At 72.1% G+C, this 24,150-nt stretch carries 16 protein-coding genes; 12 read left to right on the top strand and 4 right to left on the bottom strand.

Annotated features, from left to right (window positions below):
* Positions 1-25: 25 nt before the first annotated feature.
* Complete coding sequence (locus ACFVXC_RS37285) at positions 26-2,488, top strand: NB-ARC domain-containing protein (protein ID WP_389915007.1); 2,463 nt, start codon at positions 26-28, stop codon at positions 2,486-2,488.
* A 200-nt stretch (positions 2,489-2,688) separates the two neighbouring features.
* On the opposite strand, the gene ACFVXC_RS37280 is transcribed toward ACFVXC_RS37285, so the two are convergent.
* The gene (locus ACFVXC_RS37280; RefSeq protein WP_389915005.1) at positions 2,689-5,517 is read right to left on the bottom strand and encodes a LuxR C-terminal-related transcriptional regulator; all 2,829 of its coding nucleotides are present in this window, start codon (positions 5,515-5,517) and stop codon (positions 2,689-2,691) included.
* Positions 5,518-5,711: 194 nt separating this feature from the next.
* Between ACFVXC_RS37280 and ACFVXC_RS37275 the strand changes: the two genes are divergently transcribed.
* The 3 genes from ACFVXC_RS37275 to ACFVXC_RS37265 all read left to right on the top strand — a co-directional run bounded on the left by ACFVXC_RS37275 (position 5,712) and on the right by ACFVXC_RS37265 (position 10,649).
* Complete coding sequence (locus ACFVXC_RS37275) at positions 5,712-6,476, top strand: ABC transporter ATP-binding protein (protein WP_389915002.1); 765 nt, start codon at positions 5,712-5,714, stop codon at positions 6,474-6,476.
* The gene (locus ACFVXC_RS37270) at positions 6,470-8,929 is read left to right on the top strand and encodes an FtsX-like permease family protein (protein WP_389914999.1); all 2,460 of its coding nucleotides are present in this window, start codon (positions 6,470-6,472) and stop codon (positions 8,927-8,929) included. The genes ACFVXC_RS37275 and ACFVXC_RS37270 overlap by 7 nt, the downstream gene beginning before the upstream one ends.
* Positions 8,930-9,329: 400 nt before the next feature.
* Entirely contained in the window at positions 9,330-10,649 is a 1,320-nt protein-coding gene (locus tag ACFVXC_RS37265) for a sensor histidine kinase (protein WP_389914996.1), read from the top strand.
* A 103-nt stretch (positions 10,650-10,752) separates the two neighbouring features.
* Here ACFVXC_RS37265 and ACFVXC_RS37260 read toward each other — a convergent pair whose 3' ends face one another.
* Entirely contained in the window at positions 10,753-11,415 is a 663-nt protein-coding gene (locus tag ACFVXC_RS37260; RefSeq protein ID WP_389914993.1) for a response regulator, read from the bottom strand.
* A 405-nt stretch (positions 11,416-11,820) separates the two neighbouring features.
* Here ACFVXC_RS37260 and ACFVXC_RS37255 point away from each other — a divergent pair, with 405 nt between their 5' ends.
* The 3 genes from ACFVXC_RS37255 to ACFVXC_RS37245 all read left to right on the top strand — a co-directional run bounded on the left by ACFVXC_RS37255 (position 11,821) and on the right by ACFVXC_RS37245 (position 14,921).
* Positions 11,821-12,579 (top strand): S1 family peptidase, encoded by a 759-nt coding sequence (locus ACFVXC_RS37255; RefSeq protein WP_389914991.1) that lies wholly within the window; start codon positions 11,821-11,823, stop codon positions 12,577-12,579.
* Between the two features lie 350 nt (positions 12,580-12,929).
* Positions 12,930-13,865: an ATP-binding cassette domain-containing protein gene (locus ACFVXC_RS37250; RefSeq protein WP_389914988.1), complete on the top strand. Its 936-nt coding sequence runs from the start codon at positions 12,930-12,932 to the stop codon at positions 13,863-13,865.
* Positions 13,866-14,087: 222 nt separating this feature from the next.
* Positions 14,088-14,921, top strand: coding sequence for an ABC transporter permease (locus ACFVXC_RS37245; protein WP_389914986.1), 834 nt, complete (start codon positions 14,088-14,090; stop codon positions 14,919-14,921).
* 62 nt (positions 14,922-14,983) lie between these two features.
* On the opposite strand, the gene ACFVXC_RS37240 is transcribed toward ACFVXC_RS37245, so the two are convergent.
* The gene (locus ACFVXC_RS37240; RefSeq protein ID WP_389914983.1) at positions 14,984-18,436 is read right to left on the bottom strand and encodes a BTAD domain-containing putative transcriptional regulator; all 3,453 of its coding nucleotides are present in this window, start codon (positions 18,434-18,436) and stop codon (positions 14,984-14,986) included.
* An 81-nt stretch (positions 18,437-18,517) separates the two neighbouring features.
* On the opposite strand from ACFVXC_RS37240, the gene ACFVXC_RS37235 reads away from it, so the two are divergent.
* A complete protein-coding gene (locus ACFVXC_RS37235; protein ID WP_389914980.1) occupies positions 18,518-19,492 on the top strand; it encodes a LysR family transcriptional regulator in 975 nt (324 codons plus the stop codon).
* Here ACFVXC_RS37235 and ACFVXC_RS37230 read toward each other — a convergent pair.
* Positions 19,441-20,031 (bottom strand): GNAT family N-acetyltransferase, encoded by a 591-nt coding sequence (locus ACFVXC_RS37230; RefSeq protein ID WP_389914977.1) that lies wholly within the window; start codon positions 20,029-20,031, stop codon positions 19,441-19,443. The genes ACFVXC_RS37235 and ACFVXC_RS37230 overlap by 52 nt on opposite strands.
* Before the next feature lie 182 nt (positions 20,032-20,213).
* Here ACFVXC_RS37230 and ACFVXC_RS37225 point away from each other — a divergent pair, with 182 nt between their 5' ends.
* The 4 genes from ACFVXC_RS37225 (at position 20,214) to ACFVXC_RS37210 (ending at position 23,696) form a co-directional block, all read left to right on the top strand.
* Positions 20,214-20,468 (top strand): hypothetical protein, encoded by a 255-nt coding sequence (locus ACFVXC_RS37225; protein WP_389914975.1) that lies wholly within the window; start codon positions 20,214-20,216, stop codon positions 20,466-20,468.
* 11 nt (positions 20,469-20,479) lie between these two features.
* Positions 20,480-21,712, top strand: coding sequence for an SPFH domain-containing protein (locus ACFVXC_RS37220; protein WP_389914973.1), 1,233 nt, complete (start codon positions 20,480-20,482; stop codon positions 21,710-21,712).
* A gap of 191 nt (positions 21,713-21,903) precedes the next feature.
* Positions 21,904-23,106 carry a cation:proton antiporter gene (locus tag ACFVXC_RS37215; RefSeq protein ID WP_389914970.1) on the top strand — a complete coding sequence of 401 codons (1,203 nt, stop codon included), beginning with the start codon at positions 21,904-21,906 and terminating at the stop codon, positions 23,104-23,106.
* An 8-nt stretch (positions 23,107-23,114) separates the two neighbouring features.
* The gene (locus ACFVXC_RS37210) at positions 23,115-23,696 is read left to right on the top strand and encodes an HhH-GPD-type base excision DNA repair protein (RefSeq protein ID WP_389914967.1); all 582 of its coding nucleotides are present in this window, start codon (positions 23,115-23,117) and stop codon (positions 23,694-23,696) included.
* Positions 23,697-24,150 lie beyond the last annotated feature (454 nt).

Genomic DNA, 24,150 nt, shown 5'->3' with positions numbered 1-24,150 from the left:
TGAACCGGTATGTGAAGGGGGCCAGGTGGCGATCGAGGTGGCGGCGCTCGCCGCGTCCGGCGCGACGAGCACGGTAATCGGGCTCGCTGTCACCGAGGCATGGACACAGGCACGCGCCCGGCTCCTACGTCTTTTCGGCCGCCGCGGGCAAGGCGTCAACCCCGACGAGGAGCAACTGCGGCTTGCAGTGGACCAGCTGGCGGCGTCCTTGCGATCGGGCGGCCAACACGCCGTCGCGGACTCCGCCGATCAGTTGCGCCGACGACTGCGGCACTCCCTGCGCCAGGGTTCGGAGACAGCGCAGGAACTGGTGGAGCTGCTGAGTGAGCTGAACAGCCTGGAAGGCGAGCCGTCGCCCAGAACAGGTGGCAGCACCACAGCGAACACCTCGGACCGGTCCGCCGACTCCACCATTTCGTACCACGTTCCGCAGGCCCCTCGGCCGCACAGACCACCGTCACAGGTTCCGGCTCTGCGTCACCGATTCATCAACCGTACTGTCGAACTGGCCACCTTGAACGAGCAGTTGCTCCACGGGGCCTCACACGTAGACGTACGGGTCCTCGCTGGCCCTCCCGGAGTCGGGAAGTCCGCCCTGGCGCAGACCTGGGCGCACACGCGGCAGGCACGTGAGCACTTCCCCGACGGTCGGCTGTACGTCGACTTCACCACCCTGCCCACGCGCACGGGCGGGGACGGCAAGGATGTCTCCGAGGCCGTCGGCCACTGCCTGCGCTCCCTCGGTATCGACGACACGCTCCTGCCCCCGTCGCTCAGCGAGCGCACCGCCCTCCTCCGTTCCCACACCTGCGATCTGCGGGTCCTGTTCGTACTCGACGACGTGTCCTCCCCCGCGCAGGTACGGGCCCTGATCCCCGACGGTCCGGGCAGCGTCGTCCTAGTGACGAGCACGACCCGGCTGGGCGAGCTCTCACTCGACGGCGCACGCCCCCTGGCCGTCGAGCCGCTGGCCGAGGAGGCCGGGCTCCTCCTACTGAGCGACCGGTGCGGCCAAGAACGGATCGCGGCCGACCCCGAAGCGGCCAAACGCGTGGTCCGCCTCTGCTCGGGCCTGCCCGTCGCCCTCCACGTGGCCGCAGCCCGGCTGATGAATGACCGCCACCTCACTCTGGAGTCCTTCGCCACGGAACTGGCCGACGAGCAACAGCGTCTGGCCGCGCTGAGCGAGCGAGGCAGGTCCCCCGTATCGGCAATCCTCGACTACGCCTACCGGGAGCTGCCACCCGACCTGGCACACGGCTACCGCCTCCTCGGCTGCATCCCCGGTCCGTCCTTCGACACGGCAACCGCAGCAGCCGCCCTCGGCACCAGCATCCCGGCAGCCCAAGTACTGCTCGACGTACTGGAAGACATGAGCTTCCTGGAGCTCTCCCAGGAACGCCGCTACCGCTTCCACGGTCTTATCCGGCTCCACGCACGGGACCGTGTACAAACCGAGGACCGTTTCGGTACCAAACTTGCCGTCATCCAGAGAGTTCTGGAGCACTACCTGCTCCTGACGGCTCTCGCGGACCGTGCAGTCCGCGCAGACCGACTGCGGATCACCGACCTCGCGGTTCTGCTGGCCGGACGGCCGGACCCCTTCGCCGCGGACGACGGGCCACGGCCCCTCGACTGGCTGGAGGCGGAGCGCGCGAACATCATGGCGGTCCTGCGCGCGGCGGACGATCCCTCGCTGCACACTGCCGGCTGGCAGCTGGCCGAGTGCTTCACCGTGCTCTTCCTCCACCATCGGCATCTCGGAGACTGGCAGGCATCCCTGGAACTCGGCGCCCGCTACGCGGCTGCGTCCCTGGCCCCGGCAGCCGAGGCCCGGCTGCGCAGCCTGCTCTCCCGCCCGCTGATGGACCTTGGTGAGAACGAGTACGCGGAACGTGCGCTGGCCTCGGCCGTCACCTGTGCGGAGATCGCCGACGACGCAGTGCTCCACGCCTCCGTGCTGGAGTTCTCCGGCCGATACTGGGACCGCTTCGACGCCGAGCGGGCCGTCACCGCATACCGGCGTTCCATGGAACTCAACACTCAAGGCGGGGAGCCGCGCGGCGCCGCCATCGCAGCGTTCTTCCTCGGTCGGGCCCAAGACACGCTAGGTCATCACGAGCAGGCACTCGCCACTCTCCGCAGTGCCCACGCGGGACTGTTGTCCCTGACGGCCCCCGACCGTCGCATGGCGGCCCGGGCCTCCGTCGCGCTCGGACACGTCCTGGACAGCCTGGGCCGCTCGGCCGAAGCCGTTTTGGCCCTGCGGGAGGCCGCACAGGAACTGAGAGGCCACGAAGCGTACGCATACGAAGCCGAGGCCCTCCTCCACCTCGTCGCCATCGCCGAACGCCCCGGTGTCGACCGCTCCCGGCTACGCGACGACCTCACCCGAGTCCTTGCCATCCACACAGACATGGGCAGCCCTCTGACGGAGACGCTGAAAGAGCGGCTGAGGCGCGTGGAGAGTGGCCGATACGAGGGCTGAGGCGTACCAGAGCCTTCTCGCAGCACCCCGCGAGCCCGCCTGAACTCCGCGACTCCCGTCCGCGAGTGCGCGCAGGCCTCAAGCCCGCGCAGTCGCGTGAAGGCGGCGATGCGACCATGAGTCTGGGCCTGCCGACGGCCTCGTCGATCGGGCCCCGCTGCTTGCAGCGGGGCCCTTCGACGTTGTTCAGTCCGATGTCATCAGCCCGTCAGGTCGAGGCCCGCGAGTTGGGACCGGCTGCTGACGTTGAGCTTCGGGAAGGCGCGGTAGAGGTGGTAGCTGATCGTTTTCGGGCTCAGGAACAGTTGCGCGCCTATTTCGCGGTTGGTCATGCCCGTGGCTGCGAGGCGTACGACCTGTAGTTCCTGGGGCGACAGGTTCGCGAGGATGTCGTCGGGCCGTGTTTCCAGCGGCGCTGTCGCGCCTGCCGCGCGCAGTTCCGCGCGGGCGCGGTCCGCCCAGAGGGTCGCGCCCAGTCGCTCGAAGGTTTCCGTGGCGGCGCGGAGGTGGAGTCGGGCTTCCGTCTTGTGGCGTTCGCGGCGCAGGCGTTCGCCGAAGAGGAGCCGGGTGCGGGCCGCCTCCCAGGGGCGGCCGCTGTCGGCGTGGAGACGTACGGCGGAACTGAACAGGTCGTGTGCCGTGGCCCAGTCGGGTTCGAGGAGCGCCCGGCACCGGTGCAGGACCGCATCGGCCCAGGTGAGGCCGGACGCGTCGGCCCATTGCGCGAACTGTTCCAGCGGCTCTCGGGCCGGCAGGCCGAGCCGGGCGGAGGCTTCGACGCGGTCCGGGGCGAAGTAGACGCTCTGGATCTGGCGGCGGACGGGGCCGTCCTGTGCCGCGTCCAGACGTTCCAGGGCCTGGGCGAACCGTCCGTGTCCGAGGTCTCCGAGCGCCAGCGCCCACTGGGCCCACGCCAGGCTGTTGGCGATGCCCGTGGCGTCGAAGTGATCGTGACAGCGGGCGGCGAGCTGCACCGAGCGCTCTCGGTCACCGCGTACGGCCAGGATCCAGGCCAGGATCCCTTCGAGATAGCCGGCCCGGTTGGGCTGACCGGTGTCGGCGGCGAGTTGCAGGCCCTCGCTCGCGGTCGCCTCGGCGTCGCGGAAGCGGCCGAGGTACAGCTCTGAGGCGGCGAGCGTCAGGTGCGCGAGCGGCAGCCAACCGACGTCGCCGCGAGTACGGCAGTCGGCCGCGACGGCGGCGGATATCTCGCGTCCGGCGTCGAAGTCGCCGACAAGACCGGCGACGAAGGCGGCGTTGATCCGAAGTGCCGGTGATCCGGCACGGTTGCGACGGCCGTCGGCCACCAGTCGGCGCATCGTCGGCAGGGCCTGAGCGGGACCGCGCTCCAGATACACGGCTGCCCCGGTCACCGCGGCCACGGCCGGGTCCAGGCCGTCCTCCGGTCGCGGCCGCAGCGCATCGAGGCGATCGGCGGCCTCGCGCAGCCGGAGCGGGTCACTGAGCTGCCAGGCGTTGCGGGCGGCGTCCACGAGCAGGAGGCCCGCCTCCACGCGTACCTCGGCGGTGACCTTGGCACCGGTGAGCTCGTCCGCGGCGGTGACCTCGGCACCGGTGAACTCGTCCGCGGCGGTGACCTTGGCACCGGTGAGCTCGTCCTCGGCGGTGACCGTGGCACCGATGAGTTCGTCCGCGGCGGCCACCAGCAGTTCGTGGGCCATCCCGGGAGCTCCGTCGTCGAAGGCCGTACGGGCACGAAGTGCCTTGATCCGGGCGCGCGTTCGCGGCTCGGTCGTGGTGCGGTCGACAGCCTCGATCAGGGCCTTCGCCCGCGGCGCGAGACCCGCGTGGGCGGCGGCTTCCGCCGCTGCGGCGAGGCGGCGGGATCGGACCACCGGGTCGCGGGTCAGTTCGGCGGCGCGTTCGAGGGCCGCGGCGGTGCCCGCGTATCCATGGCGCTCCTGGGCCCGCCCCGCGGCCTGCTCCAGGGCGACGGCCGCCTCCTCGTCGGCGCCGGTCGCCGCGGCGGCCAGGTGCCAGGCCCGCCGGTCCGGCTGGTCGCGCAGCACCTCGGCGAGTGCGCGGTGGGCCTTCAGGCACGACTCGTACGACGCGTCGTTGAATGCGGCGCCGCGCATCAGCGGGTGGACGAACGACACGCGCCCGGCGGCGACCCGGAGCAGACCGGCCCGCTCGGCAGCGCCCAGAGCGCCGGCGTCCGCGCCCAGCTCCGCGGCCGCACGGAGGATCACGTCCAGATCGCCGCCTTCCTCGGCCGCCGCGATCAGCAGGGCCGTCCGCGCCCCGGCGGGCAGTGCCGCGATCCGTGCGCGGTACGCCTCCTGGATACGGTGCGGCAGGGCCGGCGGCAGCGCGCCGAGGCCGTACTCCCCTGCTGTGCGGGGCAGTTCCCTCAGGGCGAGGGGATTGCCCGCGCTCTCCGCCAGGATCCGGCGGCGCAGGGGCAGGCCGAGACCGGGTGACTGCTCCGCCAGGAGCTGCTCGCTGCTCGCGGGGTCGAGCCCCGCGAGGCGGAGTTCGGGCAGCCCGCCCGGTTCGAAGCCGTCCCGGGCGCCGAAGACCAGGGCGATGCCCTCGGCATGGAGGCGGCGCGCGGCGAACAACAGGGCGCGGGCCGAGGCGTGGTCGAGCCAGTGCGCGTCGTCGACCAGACAGAGCAGGGGTGCGTCCGCCGCCAGTTCGGACAACAGGGACAGTACGGCCACCCCGACCGTCAACTGGTCATCGCCGCCGCCGGGTGCCATGCCGAAGGCGGCCTTGAGGGCAGCGGCCTGCGGCCCCGGCAGCGCGTCGATCCGGTCGAGCGCGGGGTGCAGGAGCAGGTGCAGCGAGGCGAACGGGATCTCTGCCTCGGTCTCGATGCCGGTGGTCCGTACGACGGCCACCTGGTGCGTGGACCGGGCCTGCTCCTCGGCGTACGCGAGGAGTGCGGTCTTGCCTATTCCCGGCTCGCCCCGGATCACCAGGACACCGCTCCGGCCGGTGGCCGCCTCGTCCAACAGCGTGTCCAGCACGCCCTGTTCGGCCGCCCGTCCCTGAAGTGCCATGTGCCCCGCCCCCGTAGCCCCGGCCGGTCTGCCGGTCGGCCGATCCTAGTCACCTGTCCGGTACCGGCCCCGGCGTGGCCCTCATAGCTTTCTGAGCAGGCGGAACGCCCCTTGAGCGGAACACCCCTTGAGCGGAACACCCCTTGATCTGAACGCCCCTTGATCTGAACGACCGGGACGGATGTGCAGTGGCCATGACCCCCATCAACATCAACAGCATGGCCGGGAGCGACACCTCAGTCGTCCTGGAATCGGTGACGAAGAGCTTCCCGAACGGTGACGGCGAGGTCACCGCGCTCGACGAGCTGACGGCCCGCTTCGGGCACGGCACCTTCACCGCGGTGATGGGCCCGTCGGGCTCGGGGAAGTCGACGCTGCTGCAGTGCGCCGCCGGCCTTGAGCGGCCCACCTCGGGCCGGGTGGTCGTGGCCGGTCAGGACCTGGCGCGGCTGAACGACCGGAAGCTGACGGAACTGAGGCGCAGCCGGATCGGGTTCGTCTTCCAGGCGTTCAACCTGATGCCGTCACTGACGGCGGAGCAGAACGTCGCACTGCCGCTGCGGCTGGCCGGCCGGCGGCCCGACCCCCACGTCGTGGAGCAGGGTCTGGCCGCGGTGGGGCTCTCCGGCCGGGCGGGGCATCGCCCCGCGGAACTCTCCGGCGGCCAGCAGCAGCGGGTCGCCATCGCCCGCGCCCTGGTGACCAGGCCGGCCGTGCTGTTCGCGGACGAGCCGACCGGCGCCCTGGACGCGGCCACCAGCCGTGAGGTGCTGCAGTTGCTGCGCACGCTGGTCGACCGGCATGCGCAGACGCTGGTCATGGTCACCCACGATCCCACTGCCGCCGCATACGCGGACCGGGTGCTCTTTCTCGCCGACGGCCGGGTCCGCGACGAGCTCACGGACCCGGACGCTGAGTCCGTCGTCGCGCGGATGATGATGCTGGAGGCGTCGTGCTGACCATCGCTCTGGGCACGCTCCGGACCCGCTGGGTCTCCTTCATCGGCAGCTTCGCCGCACTGTTCCTCGGTGCGGCACTGATCGCCGCGATGGGGCAGGTGCTCGCGAGTACGGTCGGCACACCCGATCGCGGGCCGCAGCGGTACGCCGCCTCGCCGGTCGTCGTCGTCCCCGACGGCCGACTCACCGTGCGGGCACGGCAGGGCGCGACCTCCGCGCCGCTCGCGGAGCCGCGCGGTCTGGCCGCCTCGCTCGCCGCTAGCTTCCCCGGCGCGGTCGTGGACCGGGTGTTCGCGGCCCGCCTCGACGGCGGCCCGTCGGCCGTCGGCCGGCCCTGGTCGGCCGCGCGCACCGCGCCGCAGCGGCTGACTCAGGGCCGCGCCCCGGTGGGAGACGGCGAGATCGCGGTCAGTGCGTCGGCGCTTTCGGGCGGCGCCCGTGCGCGGCCCGGCGACGAGGTCGGCGACGAGGTCCGCGTCGTCACGGCCTCGGGCGCCAAGGCGTACACCGTCGTGGGTGTCACCACCGCGGGGCCGCAGGGCACGGTGTTCTTCAGCGACGCTCACGCCGCGGAGCTCTCGCCCCGTATCGACGCACTCGCCCTCTGGAAACCGGCCGCCGAGGTACGTGCCGCGGTCGGCGGCCGGGCGACGGTCCTCACCGGGGCGGACCGGGTGCTGCCCGATCCGGCCAGGGCCGCGGACGACCGTGCGCGGAACAACGCCAACACCGTCGTCGGGATCGCCGGCGGGTTCGCCGTGTTCGTCGCCGTCTTCGTGGTGTCGTCCACCTTCGCGTTCGCCGTCTCCCAGCGCCGGCGTGAGTTCGCGCTGCTGCGGACGATCGGGGCGACCCGGCGGCAGGTACGACGGATGGTGCTCTCCGAGGCATGGCTGATCGCGGTGGTCGCCTCCGCCCTTGGCGCACTGACCGGACCGTTCGCCACCCGGCCCGTCCTGGACTGGCTGATCGGTCTCGGGGCGGCGCCCGCCTGGACGGTGGCGAGCGGCTCGATGGTCCCCTCGGTCGTGGCGTTCCCCGCAGGTGTCCTGGTCGCGCTCCTGGGGGCGGCGGCCGCGGCCAGGCGGGCAGGGAGGGTGGCCGCGGCGGAAGCCCTGCGCGAAGCCGCCGTGGAGTCGCGGGCGATGACACCGGCCCGCTGGGTGCTCGGCCTGGGGACGCTCGGCACGGCACTGGTCTGCATGGTGGTGGCCGCGGTCGGCGATCCTGCCTCGGCGGCCAACAACAAGTCCGCGATGCCGATCGTCATGCTCCTTGTCGCCGCCGCCGGGCTGCTCTCTCCCCTTGCCGTCGGCCCGGTCACGCGGCTGCTCACCGCGCCCCTGGAGCGGTTGCGCGGCGCGACCGGAACCGTGGTGTCCGGCGCCGTGCTCGCCTCTTCCCGGCAGACCGCCATGACGGCCGCGCCCGTGCTGGTCACCGTCGGACTGACCGCCGCGCTCCTGGGCGGGGCGGCGACCGGCGACGCCGCGAAGACGACGATGCAGACCAAGCCCGTACGGGCGGAGTACCTCGTGCTCCCCGATGCCGGATCGGGCCTCGACCGTCAACTCGTCGCAGATCTACGGGCGTTGCCGGGTCTGGACGTCGCCACCACGGCACAGACCAGCCTCTACACCCTTGAGGGCGACACCGCGCTCATCCGGCGTCCCGTCGAGGCCATAGAGCCGAAGACGCTCCCGGCGACGCTCGATGTCCCGCTGGCGGCGGGCTCGTTGGGCGACCTGGACGACCGCGGCGTCGTGGTCTCTCCCACTTGGGGCAAACGGCTCGGCGACCGTGTTCAGGTCTGGCGCGCCGACGGCAGCAGAACCTCGCTCACGGTGGTCGGCCTGCTCGGGGACGGCGCCGCCGCCGACGCCTACGCGACCAGGGCCCACGCCTTCTCCGCGCTGCCGTCGGTCGCCTACGTCAAGCTGCGCGCCGGGACCTCGCCCGCCAGGGCCGAAGCCGTACTGCGGGCGGCCACAGCCGGCCACAACGCGCACGCGGTGACCAAGGCGGAGTGGACCCGCGACAGCGGGGCCCGCAGCAAGTCCGCCAGCCGCATCGGTCTCCTTGCCGTCCTTGCCATCATCCTCGCGTATACGACGATCTCGCTGGTCAGCACCGTACTCATGGCGGCAGCCGCCCGGGCGCCCGAGCGGCACGCGCTGCATCTGGCCGGCGCGCACCGGGGCCAGATCCTGCGCTTCGTCGCGGCGGAGGCCCTGCTGGTCGTCGGCGTCGGCACGGTCCTCGCGGGCGCCACGGCAGCACTCAGCCTGGCGGGCTTGTGGATCTCCCTGGCCCAGCTCACCGGCCCCATCGCCATCAGCCTCCCGTGGACCACGCTCGCGTCGGTGACCGCGGGCTGCGCGGCCCTCGCGGTGCCGGCCGCGGTCGTCTCAGCCATGCTCGCCGACCGCGACGGTCCGGCTGCCCGGGGCTGATCCGCCGGGACTTCGGCCTCATCGCCACCGTCACCGCCGACCGGGCGCGCGGCATCGACGGCATGCGGCTGCTCCTCGGCCGGGTGCCCGTCGATGACCGGGCGTACGACCGTGCCTGGCGGGTTCGGGAGCTGCTGACCCAGCGCGGTCGGCACCGCAGTGCGGGAGCGGTGGACTCGCCGTTGCCGCCACCGCGGAACTCCAGGGCCTGCCCCTCCCGCACCGCGACCGTGACCGTGACCGTGACCTCGATCGCGTCACCGCCGTCACCGCCGTCACCGCCGTCACCGCCGTCACCGGCCGAGCGGTACAGGGGTACGGCCCGCCGATCGGTGAGTGAACACCGGCGCGACGGACCTCCGCCGGATCTTCGTCCGGTACCACCTTCTATCCTCGCCAGGTGAGTACCGCCCGTCGCACCCACCAGTTCCGGAACACCCTGCGCAGCTGGGCGATCCTGCCCGCCGGCGACGGGAGTACAGCGCGCAGCGTCGCGACGCGGCAGCCCGTACCACGCTCGTCCTTCCTGTCGGCGCCCGGCGCGGACCTGGTGCTGACGGTCGTCGCGTTGCTGCTGGCGGTGTTGAACAGTTACCAGAATCCCTACATGGGACCGGCCGCTCCCTGGGCCAACCTGGTGCTCGCCGTGGTGAGCGCGCTGCCGCTGCTCGTGCGGCGCCGGGCCCCCGAGCTGGTACTCGGCGTCGCGCTGCTCGCCAAGGTCCTCCAGATCTCGGCTTACGCGACGCCCATCGCCTACTACGCGGTGGGCGCCTACCGCGGCCCGCACAGCCGCCGGACCGCCTGGGCCTCGGCCGGTGTCGGCCTGGTGGTTCTCGCTCCCTGGAACGCGGCGGGGTGGGCCAGCGTCCGGACGGTGGTGGCCTGGTTCACGGTGAACTTCGTCTTCTCCTGCCTGGTGCCACTGCTGCTGGGGCTCTATGTGGGCCAACGGCGCGCCGTCGTCGCCGGTCTCGTCGAACGGGCGGAGCGCGCCGAGCGGGAGCAGCGGCTCGTCGCCGAGGCCGCGCGGGAGGAGGAGCGACGGCGCATCGCCGGGGAGATGCACGACGTGGTCTCCCACCAGGTGAGCCTGATCGTCGTACACGCCAACGCGCTCAGCGCCGTGGCCCACGACCCGGAGGTGACGGGCGAGACCGCGCAGATCATTCAGACCGCCGGCCGGCGCGCGCTCACCGAGCTCCGCGAGATGCTCGGCCTGCTCAGGAACAACAAGGCCGATGGCCCGGCCACCGAGCCGCACGATTCCGCCGCGCCGGCCGAGCAACGGCAGGCCCCCGACCCCGGCGCGGCCGTCGACCGGATCACCGAGCTGGCCGACGGCTCCCGGACCGCCGGGCTGCCCGTCACCGTGCGCGTCGAGGGTACGCCGCAGCCGCTGGCGGAGCCGGTCGAGCGTGCCGCGCACCGGGTCGTGCAGGAGGCCCTGACCAACGTGCACAAGCACGCCCCGGGCGCCACGACGCAGATTCGTCTCGCGTTCGACCCGCGCACCGTGCGGGTGGGGATCGTCAACGGCCCGCCCGAGAAGCCTGCCCGGCCGACTGCCGACGGTGGGCCTCTGCTGCCCAGCGGGGGACACGGGCTGATCGGGCTGACGGAGCGCGTCCGCCTGGCCGGAGGCACCATCGAGTCCGGGCCCACCGGTGACGGCGGCTTCCGGATCGATGCCGCGCTGCCCACGACGTCGGTGCGCTGAGGCAGGTCGGGCAGGTCGGGCAGGTCCGGTAGATCCGGTAGGTCGGGCAGGTCGGGTAGATCACGTAGATCAGGCCGACGAAGCAGGCGAGTCAGACGTTCGTTCAGGTCAGTCCGGCGTCGTGGGTGATGAGCGCTACCTGGGTGCGGTTGGCGGCGTCCAGCTTGGTCATGATCCGGCTGAGGTGGACCTTGACCGTGGACTGGCTCACGAGCAAGTCGCCGGCGATCTCGGAGTTGCTGCGGCCCTGGGCGACCGCCACGGCGACCTCGCGCTCGCGGGCGGTCAGCTCCGCCATCCGCGAGCGCGCTCGCACCTGCGCTTCCGCTCGCGGGGCGCCTGCGCCCGTGGCGAAGGCGGCGAGCAGCTTGGTGGTGATGCTCGGTGAGAGCATCGCCTCGCCGCGTGCGAGAACCCGTACCGCGTCGGCCAGTTCACGCGGCGAGCTGTCTTTGAGCAGGAACCCCGCCGCGCCGCTCTGGAGCGCGGCGTAGACGTATTCGTCGACGTCGAAGGTGGTGAGCACGGCGACGGCGGGAGGATCGGGCAGCGCGGCGAGCCGCCGGGCGACCTCCAGGCCGTCGACGCCGGGCATCTGGATGTCGGTGAGCACCACGTCCGGGCGGTGCTCGGCCACCAGGTCCACTGCCACCGAGCCGTCGCCGCCCTCGGCGACCACCTCGATGTCGGGCTGGGCGTGGAGGATCATCCGGATGCCCTTGCGCACCAACTCCTCGTCGTCGAGGAGGATTACCTTGACGGTCACTGGGGCCACCTCCTCGTCCGCCTACGGGCAACGTCGCATCGCCGACACGGTATCCGCCGTCCCTGGTGCGCCCGGCACGCGGCGATACGGCCCGCGTCCTCGGCGGCATCTCCCCGCCCCCTCCGCGATCATCCCGCAGCACGACACGGCCGACGTGCCGTAACACTTTCGGTCAGGCCGGTCCGAGCGCTGAGAGTGACGCGCCGAGGGCGCCGGCCCGGACAAGATCGACGGTGTCGGGTCCGGCCGGGTCCGACATGGACGTTCGACGTGAACGTTCGACGTAGACGTTCGGCATGGACGTTCGACGACGCCCCTCGGCGCGGTCACGCGGAGCCGGTTCCGTTCCGGCGCCGCTCCTGTGCTTCGCGGGCGTCGCATCCTGAACGAGACACAGGAGGACTGATGATCAAGCGCGGCAAGGCGGCTCTGTGTGCGGCGGCGGGAGCGGTCGCACTCACCATGACAGTGGCACCTTCGGCATCGGCGATCATCGGGGGACACGACTCCACCTCGAAGTACCCGTTCATGGTGAGCCTGCAGAAGGACGGCAAGCACTACTGCGGCGCCTCCCTGATCAAGCGGGACTGGATCGTGACCGCCGGGCACTGCTCGGTGAACGTCAAGACCAAGCAGCTTTCCGTACGGGTCGGCGACCAGGACCGTACGAAGGGCGCCAAGGCGAAGGTCACCAAGGTCGTCGCGCATCCGGGCTTCTCCTACGAGCCGTTCCGCAACGACGTGGCCGTCATGAAGCTGGACCGCCCCGTGAACGCGAAGCCCATCAAGCTGGCCGCCGAGTCCGGGCCCGCGGGCACGGACACGCGGATCCTCGGCTGGGGCATGACCTGCGAGGACGGCAGCGAGTGCCCGAAGCCGCCGACACGTCTACAGGAGCTGGACACCAAACTCGTCGCCGACCGCCGGTGCAGCGAGAACTACAACCGGGACAACGAGCTGTGCACCGACAGCCCGACCGAGAACGCGCAGGCGTGCATCCTCGACTCCGGCGGGCCGCAGATCAAGGGCCGCCCCGGGCACTGGGAACTGATCGGCGCGACCAGCCGTGACGGCGACGCCGATCCGGAGTGCGCCAGCGGCCCCGGCATCTACACCGACCTGACCGCCCACCACGACTGGATCGAGCGCACCACCGCGAAGTGACCGGCGACGGCTCCGTGCGCCCGGGCGTCGAGCCGGTGGGCCCCATCGTTCGCGGTGGGGCCCACTGTTCGCGGTGGGGCCCACCGTTCGCGGTAGGGCCCACCGCCGTTCTCGCGTGGCTTCTCAGCCCCTCACGCCCTCCCCACCGCGTCGTACGCCCAGTAGGAGCAGTAGCAGAAGTAGAAGCAGTAGAAGCAGTAAGTACTGACAGGTCCTGACAGCCTCCGGCCGTCGCTGTCAGCGCGCGGGCCGCGCGCTGACAGCGGCGGTCGGCATCGTCTTGTCCATCGAGAGCGGCGAGGGCCAGAACAGGTCCGAGCGGGTCTGAGCGATCTGTGGAGGAGGACAAGATGTCGTACGCCATCAAGGCCGAAGGACTGGTCAAGAAGTACGGGGACTTCGTCGCGCTGGACGGCGTCGACCTGGAGGTACCGGCCGGCAAGGTCATCGGGGTGCTCGGGCCGAACGGCGCCGGGAAGACCACCACCGTGCGGATCCTGTCGACGCTGCTTCGGCCCGACGCGGGGCACGCGACCGTCGGGGGCCACGACGTGGTCAAGGATCAAGTGCGGGTCCGTGGCCTCATCGGGCTCACCGGCCAGTACGCCTCCGTGGACGAGGAGCTGTCCGGCGCCGAGAACCTCGTACTCCTGGGGCGGTTGCTCGATCTGTCGCGGCGGGACGCCAAGGCGCGGGCCGTCGAACTCCTTGAGCGGTTCGAGCTGACGGAGGCCGCCCAGCGGCCGATCAGCACCTTCTCCGGAGGGATGCGCCGCCGCCTGGACCTCGCGGCGAGCCTCGTCGGACGGCCGCAGGTCCTGTATCTGGACGAGCCGACCACCGGGCTCGACCCGCATGCCCGCAAGGAGGTCTGGGCGGTCGTGCGGCGGCTCGTCGCCGACGGGGCGACCGTGCTGCTCACCACGCAGTACCTGGAGGAGGCCGATCAACTGGCGGACTCCATCACCGTGTTCAACCGTGGCCGCGTCGTCGCGGAGGGCCGCCCCGACGAGCTCAAGCGGCGGGTCGGCGGTCAGACGTTGCAGGTCCGGCCGACCGTCGCCCGCGATCTTGACACCGTGAGCGGCATCCTCGCCGAGCTCACCGGCGCCCCGCCCCAGCGTGACGCGGACAACGGTCTGCTCACCGTGCCGGTCGACGACCCGATGCTGATCTCCGCCCTCGTACGACGCCTCGACGGGGCCGGCATCACCGCCGACGAGTTGGGCCTGCGCCTGCCCAGCCTGGACGAGGTCTTCCTGGCGCTCACCGGAAAGGCGGCGTGAGCGCTCCGGCGGTCCTGCGGTCCTGCGGTGAGAGGCCTGCGGGCCGGTGGTGCCTGAGCGCGCAGCTCCCCACGCCCCTACGGGCCCCGCACAGGACCGAAACGCGTACGCCCCCCCAGCGCCCCCAGCGCCCCCCCCCAGCTCCCCAAGCACCCGTGCCACCTTGCCAACTTGCCACTTTGCGAACTTGCCACCTTGCGAACTTGCCGAGAGGACCCCGTCATGAGCACCGTCGCCACCCCGGCCGACCCGATCGCCCCGCAGTCCCACGCCCCCGCCCTCCGCATCACCCCGGCCAAGGCCGCCCGGCACAGTCTCGCCCTCGCCGGGCGCGGCATCACCAAGTTCGTCAAGTCGCCCGCACGGCTCGTCGACGTCGTCCTGACACCGATCGTGTTCCTGCTGATGTTCGTCTACCTCTTCGGTGGCGCCATCGCGGGCGGCGACACCGACGCCTACTTGCAGATGATCACGCCCGGCATCATGGTGATGACCGTCTTCCAGGCGAGTATCGGCATCGGCGTCTCACTCAACGCCGATGCGAGCACCGGCATCTTCGACCGGTTCCGCAGCATGCCGATCGCCCGCTCCGCCCCGCTGATCGGCGCGGTGCTCGCCGACATCATCCGGTACGTCGTCTGCCTCGCCACGCTGGTGGCCCTCGCCCTGGTCATGGGCTACCGGGTCGACACCAACCCGGCGGCGGCCCTCGCCGCGCTCGCGGTGCTCATCGCCTTCGCCGTCAGCTTCTCGTGGATGTCGGTGTACGTCGGCATGCTGGTCAAGACCCCCGGTTCGGTGCAGGGCCTGATGACCGTCCTTGTCCTGCCGCTCACCTTCGCCAGCAACGTGTTCGTCCCGGACGGCACCATGCCGGGCTGGCTGCGGGTCTGGTCGGACATCAACCCCGTGAGCCTGATGGCCGACACCATGCGCGGCCTGCTGAACGGCGGCGAGGTCGCGGGGCCGTTCCTCGGCAGCCTGGCCTGGATGGTCGGCGTGATCGCGATCTTCGCCCCCCTCGCGATGCGGGCCTACCGCAAGCGCGCCGCCTGAGCCCCACACCACAGCCCACGGCACAGCCCACGCCACAGCCCACGGCGCACACGAACCACCCGCTACGAAGCAACCACCGGCTGGCCGGCCTCCTCGGTCAGCCGGTTCAGCGCGTCCGCCCTCGACAGCCCGGCGCCCTTTCCGTACGCCTGCGCGTACCCGGCGTCGCCGAGCCGCCCCACGATCTCGGCGACCAGCTCCCTCAGCTGCGGATCGCCCTCGTCGGACATCCCGCGGACGACCTGGCTCATCCCGAGCGCGGTCGCCGCCCCTGCCGCGTCGCCCTCCAACAGGAGGAGCCGCGCGAGGAGTTCGGCGGCCCGCGCGATGTCCGCGGCCTCGCCCCGGGCGAAGGCGCCGCCCACCGCCCTGGGCCAAAGCTCGCGCGCCCGCACCGCGTCGCCCTGCGCGAGCCGGTTCGCCGTCCGGGCGCCCGCGATCAGGTCGCGGGCCATGTCCTCGGGGAGGGTGAGCCGGTCCGCGACACCGTCCAGGCGGTCGAGGATCAGGTCGGCCTGCGCCAACTCCCCCGACCTGCGGTGCAGATCGGCGAGGCTGAACAGCATCTCGGTCTCCATCCGCCGATACCCCAGCTCCTTGGCCTGCCGCCGCGCCGCGTGGATGTCCCGCAGGGCGCCCTCCCGGTCGCCACCGCGCAGCCGCTCCGCCGCGAGCCCGGCCCGGCTGTTGAACAGGTCGTCCTCGGCGCCGAGTTCGGTGCTGACGGCCACCGCCCTCTCGTACGCGGCGATCGCGTCGCCGTGCTCCCCGCGCAGGGAGTGGTCCCGGCCCACGGCCAGCAGGGCGAGGCCCAGGCCCCAGCGGTCACCCACCGCCTCGAAGCCGTGCAGGGCCGCGCGACGCGCTTCGGCACCGGCAGGCTGCTCGCCCCGCCCGGTGAGCACGAAGTCCCGCGCCCAGTGCGCGCACGCCCGCACCCAGGGATCCGGCTCATCGGCCGCCCGCCTAAGACCGCTCTCCCCGAGGTCGGCATTGCCGGTGAGATGCGCGAGCAGCGGGATCCACAGCAGCAGCGCGGGGTGGAACTCGCCCGCGCCCGCCCGCTCGCAGTCCTCGATGAGCGTCCGCACGGGTACGCCGTCGAAAGCCGGGACTCCTGAAGCGTCCACGTCGTCCGAGGCGCCCGAGGCCCCCGGAGTGCCCGAGGCGCCCGGAGTGCCCGCCATCAGCCGCACCACGCGGAACGCGGCCCGCGCCCGGCCGGGAAGGTCCTCGTCGAAGGTGAGGACCTCGGCGAGGAACGTCTCGAACTGGGTGCTCATCCCCCTGATCCCCCAGTACCAGAACAGCGCGCCCACGAACCGCGACACTAGGTCCGCGTCCCTGGCCTCGACGGCCGCCCGCAGCGCGGAGACCAGGTTGTCGTGCTCGGCGTCGAAGAGCGCGATCGAGCGGAGCTGGCCGCCGGTGCGCAGGGCGGGCTCGTGCCGCTCGGCGAGGGCGAGGAAGTAGGCGGAGAAGCGCGCCGCGGTCCGAGCGCCGCCATCGCCCCCAGCACCATCACCCCCACCGGCCTCGGCTTCACCGGTCTCGGCTTCACTGGTCTCGGCTTCACTGGTCTCGGCTTCACTGGTCTCGGCTTCACCGGTCTCGGCTTCGCTCAGGCGGTCGGCCGCGAAGGCGCGCACGGTCTCCGACATGCGGTAGCGCTGCTCGCCGTCGCCCTGGCCCGTCCCGTCCGGCTCATCGGAGATGTCCGTGTCCAGGAGGGACTTCTCCACCAGGGAGCCCAGGACGTACACGACGTCCTCGGCAGGCAGCGTCCCGTCCGAGCAGACCGCCTCCAGGGCGGCGACGGTCGCACCGCCCGGGAACATCGACAGCCTGCGGGCGAGGATCCGCTCGGGCTCGTCGAGGAGGTCCCAGCTCCACTCGACCAGCGCGAGCAGCGTGCGCTGGCGCGGCAGCGCGGTCCTGCTGCCCGAGGTCAGGAGGCGGAACCGGTCGTCGAGGCGGCGCGCGATCTGGCCGACGCTCATCGAGCGCAGCTTGGCCGCGGCCAGTTCCAGGGCGAGCGGAAGGCCGTCGAGGCGTCGGCAGATCTCCACCACCGCGCCCACGGTGGACTCGTCGAGCGCGAACCCGGGCCGCACCCCGGACGCCCGGTCGGTGAACAGACGTACCGCCGCCGAACCGGCCGCCTCCGCGAGCTCCGGAGTCCCCGCGGGCACGCCGAGCGGCCCGAGGTGGCACAGCGCCTCGCCGGTGATGGCGAGGGGTTCCCTGCTGGTGGCGAGGATCCGCAAGTGCGGCAACCTGTCGAGGAGTTCGTACGCGAGGTCCGCCGCCGCCTCGACCAGGTGCTCGCAGTTGTCCAGTACGAGCACGGCCTCACCTACATCGAGCACCTCGGTCACGTGGTCGGTCACGTGGTCGGCAACGCGGTCGGTCACACCGTCGCTGCTGGCCCCGGTACTGAGATCAGTACCGGGACCTGCACTGAGACCTGCGCTGAGACCTGTACTGAGACCTGTACTGAGCGCGGCGTGCACGGCATCGGCCAGCTGGTCCGGGGTGCCCACGCCGGCCAGCGGCACGAACCACACCCGGCCCCGCTGGTACGCCCGGTGCCGGGTCACGGCTTCGAGCGACAGTCTTGTCTTGCCCGCGCCGCCGGGCCCGACGAGCGTGACGAGGCGGGAGGCGGCCATCAGCGCGGCGAGCTGGTCGAGTTCGGTGTCACGGCCGACGAAGCTGGTGAGCCGGGCGGGGAGCCGCCTGGGCGCGGGCGCGGTCTCGACGCGCGTGGCGGAGTGCTCCAACTCGCCCCTCAGCAAGGCGAGATGCACATCCTTCAGCTCGGCCGACGGGTCGACGCCGAGTTCGTCATCGAGTCTGGCCCGCATCTCCTCGTACACGGCGAGGGCGTCGGCGTTGCGGCCCGCGGCCGACAGCGCGCGCATCCGCAGCGTGGCGACGCGTTCACTCAACGGGCGTTCCGCGCCCGTCGCTTCGAGGTCGGCGAGGACATCGGCGTACCGACCCAGGCGTATCTCGGCGTCGAAGCGGTCCTCCGACGCGGCGTCCCGCAGGTCGTCGAGGCGCGTGGCGGCGACACGGGCGAAGGGCGCCTCCAGGACGTCCGCGAGGGCGGCGCCCCGCCACAGCGCGAGCGCGTCGCCGAGCGTCGCGGCGGCCTCCTGCGGGCGCCCCGAGGCCAGCTCGCGCCTGCCCTGCCCCGCCAGTTCCTCGAAGCGGTACGTGTCCACGTCGTCGGCGTTCACCGCGACCCGGTAGCCGCCCGCGACCGACTCCACCGCCCCGGCCCCGCGCAGGGCCTTGCGCAGCCGGGACACCAGCGCCTGCAGCGCGTTGGCCGCGTCCACCGGCGGCTGCTCGCCCCACAGACCGTCGACGAGGGCGTCGACGGAGACCGGCCGCCCCTCTTCGACAGCGAGCCTGGCGAGCAGCATGCGCAGCCGTACGCCGCCCAGGCCGACCGGTGTCGCGTCGTCGGCGGTGGCTTCGACCGGTCCGAGCAGAGAGATTCTCACCGAGCTGACTTTATCCACCGCCCGTCCGCTCTCCTCGTTAGTTGTACGTAAGGGTTCGGTCACATGGTTAAGCTGGACTGCATGCTTGATACGCGGCGCATGCAGGTACTCCGGGCAGTGGTCACCAGCGGTTCCGTGACCGCCGCCGCACGGAACCTCGGGTACACGCCCTCCGCGGTGAGCCAGCAGATGGCGGCCCTGGAGAAGGAGGCGGGCATCGCCCTCCTGGAGCGCACCGGGCGCGGGGTGCGGCCGACGGACGCCGGGCGGCTGCTCACCGAGTACGCGGTCGCCATCGGCAAGCAGATCGCCGAGGCGGAGACCGCCCTCGCCGAGCTGCGGGCAGGGCGGACGGGCCGGGTCTCGATGCGGTACTTCACCACGGCGGGTTCGACGCTCGTCGCTCCGGCACTCGCCGCGCTGCGGCGCGCACAGCCCGGCGTACAGGTGGAGTTGAAGCTGTCCGACCCCGACGATCCGATGCCGCAGGTACGGGACCGGCTCGCGGATCTCGCCCTCGTGGTCAGGCCGCACGGACAACCGGGCGCGGACGGCCAATCGGGCGTGGACGGCCAACCCGGCGCGGACGGCGTGCGGTTCGAGCACCTCCTGGACGACCGGTACCACGCGGTGCTGCCCGCCGGGCACCCGCTCGCCGCGAAGCGGCTGCTCGACATGACGGACCTGGCCGAGGAGCCGTGGGTGGCCAGCGAGACACCGGGCCCCTGCCTCGATCCCATCCTGGACGCGTGCGGCGCGGCCGGGTTCAGCCCGGACTTCGTGGTGGAGAGCGGGGACTACGCCACGGCGCAGGGCTTCGTCGCCGCGGGCCTCGGCGTCAGCCTGGTCCCGCGACTCGGCCTCGACGCGCCCCACCCCGGCGTGGTCGTCCGCGAGGTCCACAACCCCGTGCCGGTCAGGTCGATCCACGCGGCGGTGCGGGGGCCCGCGCCCGACCGGCCTGCGGTGCGGGGCCTCCTCGACGCGCTGCGGGACGCGGTGGCTCAGATCGGTGAGGCATCCGCCGCTGCCGACTCTCCCTCCGGCCCGGCGTAGCACCGCACGGTGACCGTCTGCCGCCGGCTCCAGCGCTGTTCGCCCGTGCCGAGGAACCGCCAGCCCGTACGTTCGTAGAGGGCGGTGGCCGACGTGTCGTACGCGACCACGTCAAGGACCGGGTGCAGGCCCAGCTCGGCGGCCCGCGCCACGGCCCGCGCGAGGAGCAGCGCCCCCAGTCCGTGGCCGCGGGCCCCCGGCGCGACGAACAGCCGACCGACCACGGCGATCTCGTCGACCGGAACGCCCTCACGGCTGCTCCACAGGGCGGGCGCCACGTCATCCGGCGCGCTCGGGCAGAGCACGACGTGCCCGGCGACACGGCCGCCGAGTTCGGCGACCCAGGCCCCGATGGGCGAGTCCCCGTCCCCGTCCCCGTCCCCGTCCCCGTCCCCGTCCCCGGTCAGCCAATCGGACGGCTTCTCGGGCCAGTTGGTGGGATAGCCGTCGGCCACGTGCACCTGGGCGAGTGCTTCCACACAGGCGGGCAGATCGGAGGCGCGGCGGGGGCGGATGTGAGGGGTGGGGGCGGGGCGCATCGTCGTATGCAAGCACAGGAAGCGTGACTGTCTGCCGCCCTGCTCGCGCCACACCTCAAGTGCCCGGGGTCTGGCCCCGTTCTTGACGCTCAGATGACTCTGCCGACCATGGGCGCCCCGCGCCCCCCGCGCTAAGGTCGGGATCAGACAGAGCCTGCATGACATGGGGGAGGCGGCCGCCAATGGCGCCGGATGAGGCTGTGATCGGCTGTACCGGTGAACTCGTCATCGGTACACGCGGATCCGCGGGGCCCGGAGAGGTCCTGGTGCGGATCCGAGGGGGTTCCGAGACGTTTCTCGCCTGGTCCGACGAGCCGCTGCCGCACGGCGCGGCCGTGCTCGTGATCGAGTCGCGGGGCAGCCGCCAGGTCGATGTCATCAAGTGGGCTGACCCGTTGGACGCGTTGACCGGCGAAGACGCCGGCAGCGCAGGTTGAGGAGTCGATCCATGTTCGGTTACCGCGTTCCCGCCCCCGATGAGGCGATGCTGATCTCCGGCGGCAGGCGAGGCCTAGGCGGCGCCCCGTTCCGGGTGGTGACGGGGCACGGCAAGTTCGTGCTGCCCGTCTTCCGCAAGACCCGCTTCCTCACGCTGTCCATGTGCGAGGCGGAGGTCGCCGAGACCTGCGTGACCCGGCAGGGCATCGCCCTGACCGTGCGGGCCGTGATCGCCTTCAAGGTCGGCAACGACACGGAGAGCATCGTCAACGCGGGCCAGCGCTTCCTCTCCGACCAGGACCAGATGTCGCTTCTGACCGGCCGGATCTTCTCCGGTCATCTGCGCTCCATCATCGGCTCGATGACCGTCGAGGAGATCGTCACGGAGCGGCAGAAGCTCGCCACCGAGGTCCTGGACACCTCGAAGTCCGAGATGGCCAAGATCGGCCTGCACGTGGACTCGCTGCAGATCCAGTCGATCGACGACGGCGAGACCGGCTACATCGACGCGATGTCCGCCCCGCACAAGGCCGCCATCCAGCGCCAGGCCCAGATCGCCCAGGCGCAGGCGACCCAGGCCTCCGCGGAGGCCGAGCAGGAGGCCGCGCGGAACCAGGCCGAGTACGCGCGACAGACCGCGATCGTGCAGGCCCAGTACTCCGCCGAGATCGAGCAGGCCCAGGCGAGGGCCGCCCAGGCGGGCCCGCTCGCGGAGGCGCACGCTCAGCAGGAGGTGCTCGACGCGCGCACCGAACTCGCCGAACGTGCGGCCCAGCTGCGTCAGCAGCAGCTGGTCGCCGAGGTGATCAAGCCCGCGGAGGCGGACGCCGAGCGCATCCGGGTCCTTGCCCTGGCCGAGGCCGAGCGGATGAAGATCCAGGCCGAGGCGGCGGCGTCGTACGACCGTGTCGCGCTCGACCGGATGCTGATCGACCAGCTGCCGCTGATCGTGAAGGAGGCGGCGACCGGCCTCTCCGGTGCCAACGTCAACGTACTGAACGGCGCGGACGGACTCGGTGAGATCGCGGCCGGGCTCGTCGGGCAGGGCCTGACGATCCTGGACTCGGTACGGAACAACCTCGGTGCGCCCTCGGCGCAGGGCGGGCAGGGGCAGGGCGGGAGCGAACCGGTGGACATCAAGCGGTACTTGGGTGCGCCCGCGGGCCGTGGCCAGGCGGACGGCGGGGGCGGCAGCGGCGGCAGCAGCAGCAGCAAGGGGGACGGCCCCGTCGAGATCCAGTAGCCCTGGGCCCTCGGTGGTACGTCCCCCCGGCTCCGGGGCCGGGCTCCGGGGCGGGCTCCATGCATGCCGGGGCTCCGTGGCCGGGCTCCGGGGCGGGCCCGGAGTCAGGCTCGCGGCCGGGCTCGCGGCCGGGCTCGCGGCCGGGCTCCGCAGAGTGTCCATGTTGCCCGAATTCAGGTTAAATGCGACCCATGTCGCAGCCGGGGACGCTCATCCTGATCATGGCCATCGCCGTGCTCGCGCCCCTCCTCACCTACGGCTTCAGCCGCTGGATCCCCGTCCCCCTGGTCATCTTCGAGATCCTGCTCGGCATCGTCATCGGCCCCGACGCGCTCGGCCTGGCCCACCACGACGCGGCCATCGACGCGCTCTCGGACCTCGGCCTCTCGATGCTGATCTTTCTCGCGGGGTACGAGATCCAGTTCGGCGCCGTCCGCGGGGACACCCTGCGCCGTTCGGTGTGGGCCTGGGTGATCTCGCTGGCGCTCGGCCTCGGTGTCGCGTTCGCGCTGACCGCGGGCGCGGCCACCAAGAGCTTCGTCATCGGCACGGCGCTGACCAGCACCGCGCTCGGCACGGTGCTTCCGGTCCTGCGCGACTCGGGGGATCTGCGGGGCCGCTTCGGGACCGTGATGATGGCGTTCGGCGCGGTCGGGGAGTTCGGCCCGATCATCGCCATGGCGCTGCTCCTGAGCGGCCGCGCCCCCGGCGTGTCGACCGTGCTGCTCGCCGCCTTCGCCGCCGTCACGGCCGCCGCGGTGTACTGGGCGCTACGGCCGAGACCTCCCTGGTTCTCCCGGATCATCGCCAAGACTCTGCACAGCAGCGGCCAGTTCGCGGTGCGCTTCGTGATGCTGCTGCTCGCCGCGATGCTGGGACTCTCGTACGCCTTCGGACTCGACTCGCTCCTGGGCGCGTTCGCGGCGGGCCTGCTCACCCGTCTCGTACTGCAGGGTGCGGCGCCCGAGAGCAGTGAGGTGGTCCTCGGGAAGATCGAGGCGATGGGGTTCGGCTTCCTGGTGCCGGTGTTCTTCATCGTGACCGGCATCGACTTCGACCTGGACGCGCTGCTGCACGGTGGCCGCGCTCTCGTCCTGCTGCCCGCCTTCCTTCTGCTCTTCCTCCTCGTACGGGGTCTGCCCGTCCACTTCCTGGCCCCACGTGACCTGGACGCCCGGGACCGGCGTGCCCTCACGCTCTACTCCTCCACGGCCCTGCCGCTCGTCGTCGCGATCAGCGCCATCGGCCTCGACGACAAGGCGCTGACGGCGGGCGAGGCGGCGGCGCTGGTCGGGGCGGGGATGGTGTCGGTCCTTGTCTTCCCGCTCCTTGCGCTGAGGCTGCGAGCACGCTCAACGGGCCAGGCGTGCGAAGCCCCGGTGCCCGGGGGATGATCGATTCCATGGACGTCACCCTGCACCTGGCACAGGAGCCGGAAGCCGATGAGCTCCTCGGCCGCAGTCCGCTGGCCGCGCTCGTCGGGATGCTGCTCGATCAGCAGGTTCCGATGGAGTGGGCGTTCGCGGGCCCGCACACGATCGCCCGGCGGTTGAACGCGGACGATCTCGACGCGCACGAGATCGCGGCGTACGACCCCGACGCATTCGCGGCGCTGCTCTCCACCAAACCGGCGGTGCATCGCTATCCGGGGTCGATGGCGAAGCGGATCCAGCAGCTGTGCGCGTACCTGGTGGAGCACTATGACGGTGATCCCACCGCCCTGTGGGAGGGCGCCGAGTCCGGCAAGGAGCTGCAGCGGCGCCTGAACGACCTCCCCGGATTCGGAAAGCAGAAGTCCCAGATCTTCCTGGCCCTGCTCGGCAAGCAGCTGGGCGTACGTCCCTCCGGCTGGCGGGAGGCGGCGGGGCCTTACGGAGAGCCGGACGCGTACCGCTCGGTGGCGGACATCACCGGCCCCGAGTCCCTCCAACGGGTCCGCGCCCACAAGCAGCAGCTCAAGGCCGCGAAGGCCTCCGGCGGCTGACCCCCTCCAACCTCCCGGCGTCGCCCCCCACCGAACAGGCTCTCCCACCCACCCGCCCGATTGCCCCGCGTTGCCAGGGGTGGGCGGGTGGGGGCATTTGGTGCGGTCGGGGTGTGGAGGGCGTCCTTGGTCCGGTCGGGGTGGGGAGGGCGTCCTTGGCGCGGTCGGGGTGGGGGCGTCCTTGGCGCGGTCGGGGCAGAGGGCGTCACCTGGCGGCGGTCGGGGTGGAGGACGTCATTTGGTGCGGTCGAGGTGGGGAGGGGTTTCGTCTGGTGCGGTCGGGATGGAGGCGTCATCTGGCGGCGGTCGGCATTGGGGGCATCACCTGGCACGGTCGGGGCGGAGGCGTCACCTGGCACGGTCGAGGTGGAGGGGCGTCACCCGGCGCGGTCGGGATTGGGGGCGTCACCTGACGGCGGTCGGCATTGGGGGGCGTCACCCGGCGCGGTCGGGG

Origin of the sequence: Streptomyces sp. NPDC058257 (genome assembly GCF_042881845.1) — a bacterium.
Lineage (GTDB): Bacteria > Actinomycetota > Actinomycetes > Streptomycetales > Streptomycetaceae > Streptomyces.
Note: the sequence above shows the minus strand (reverse complement) of the source record. Positions and strands in the feature narration are given on the sequence as shown.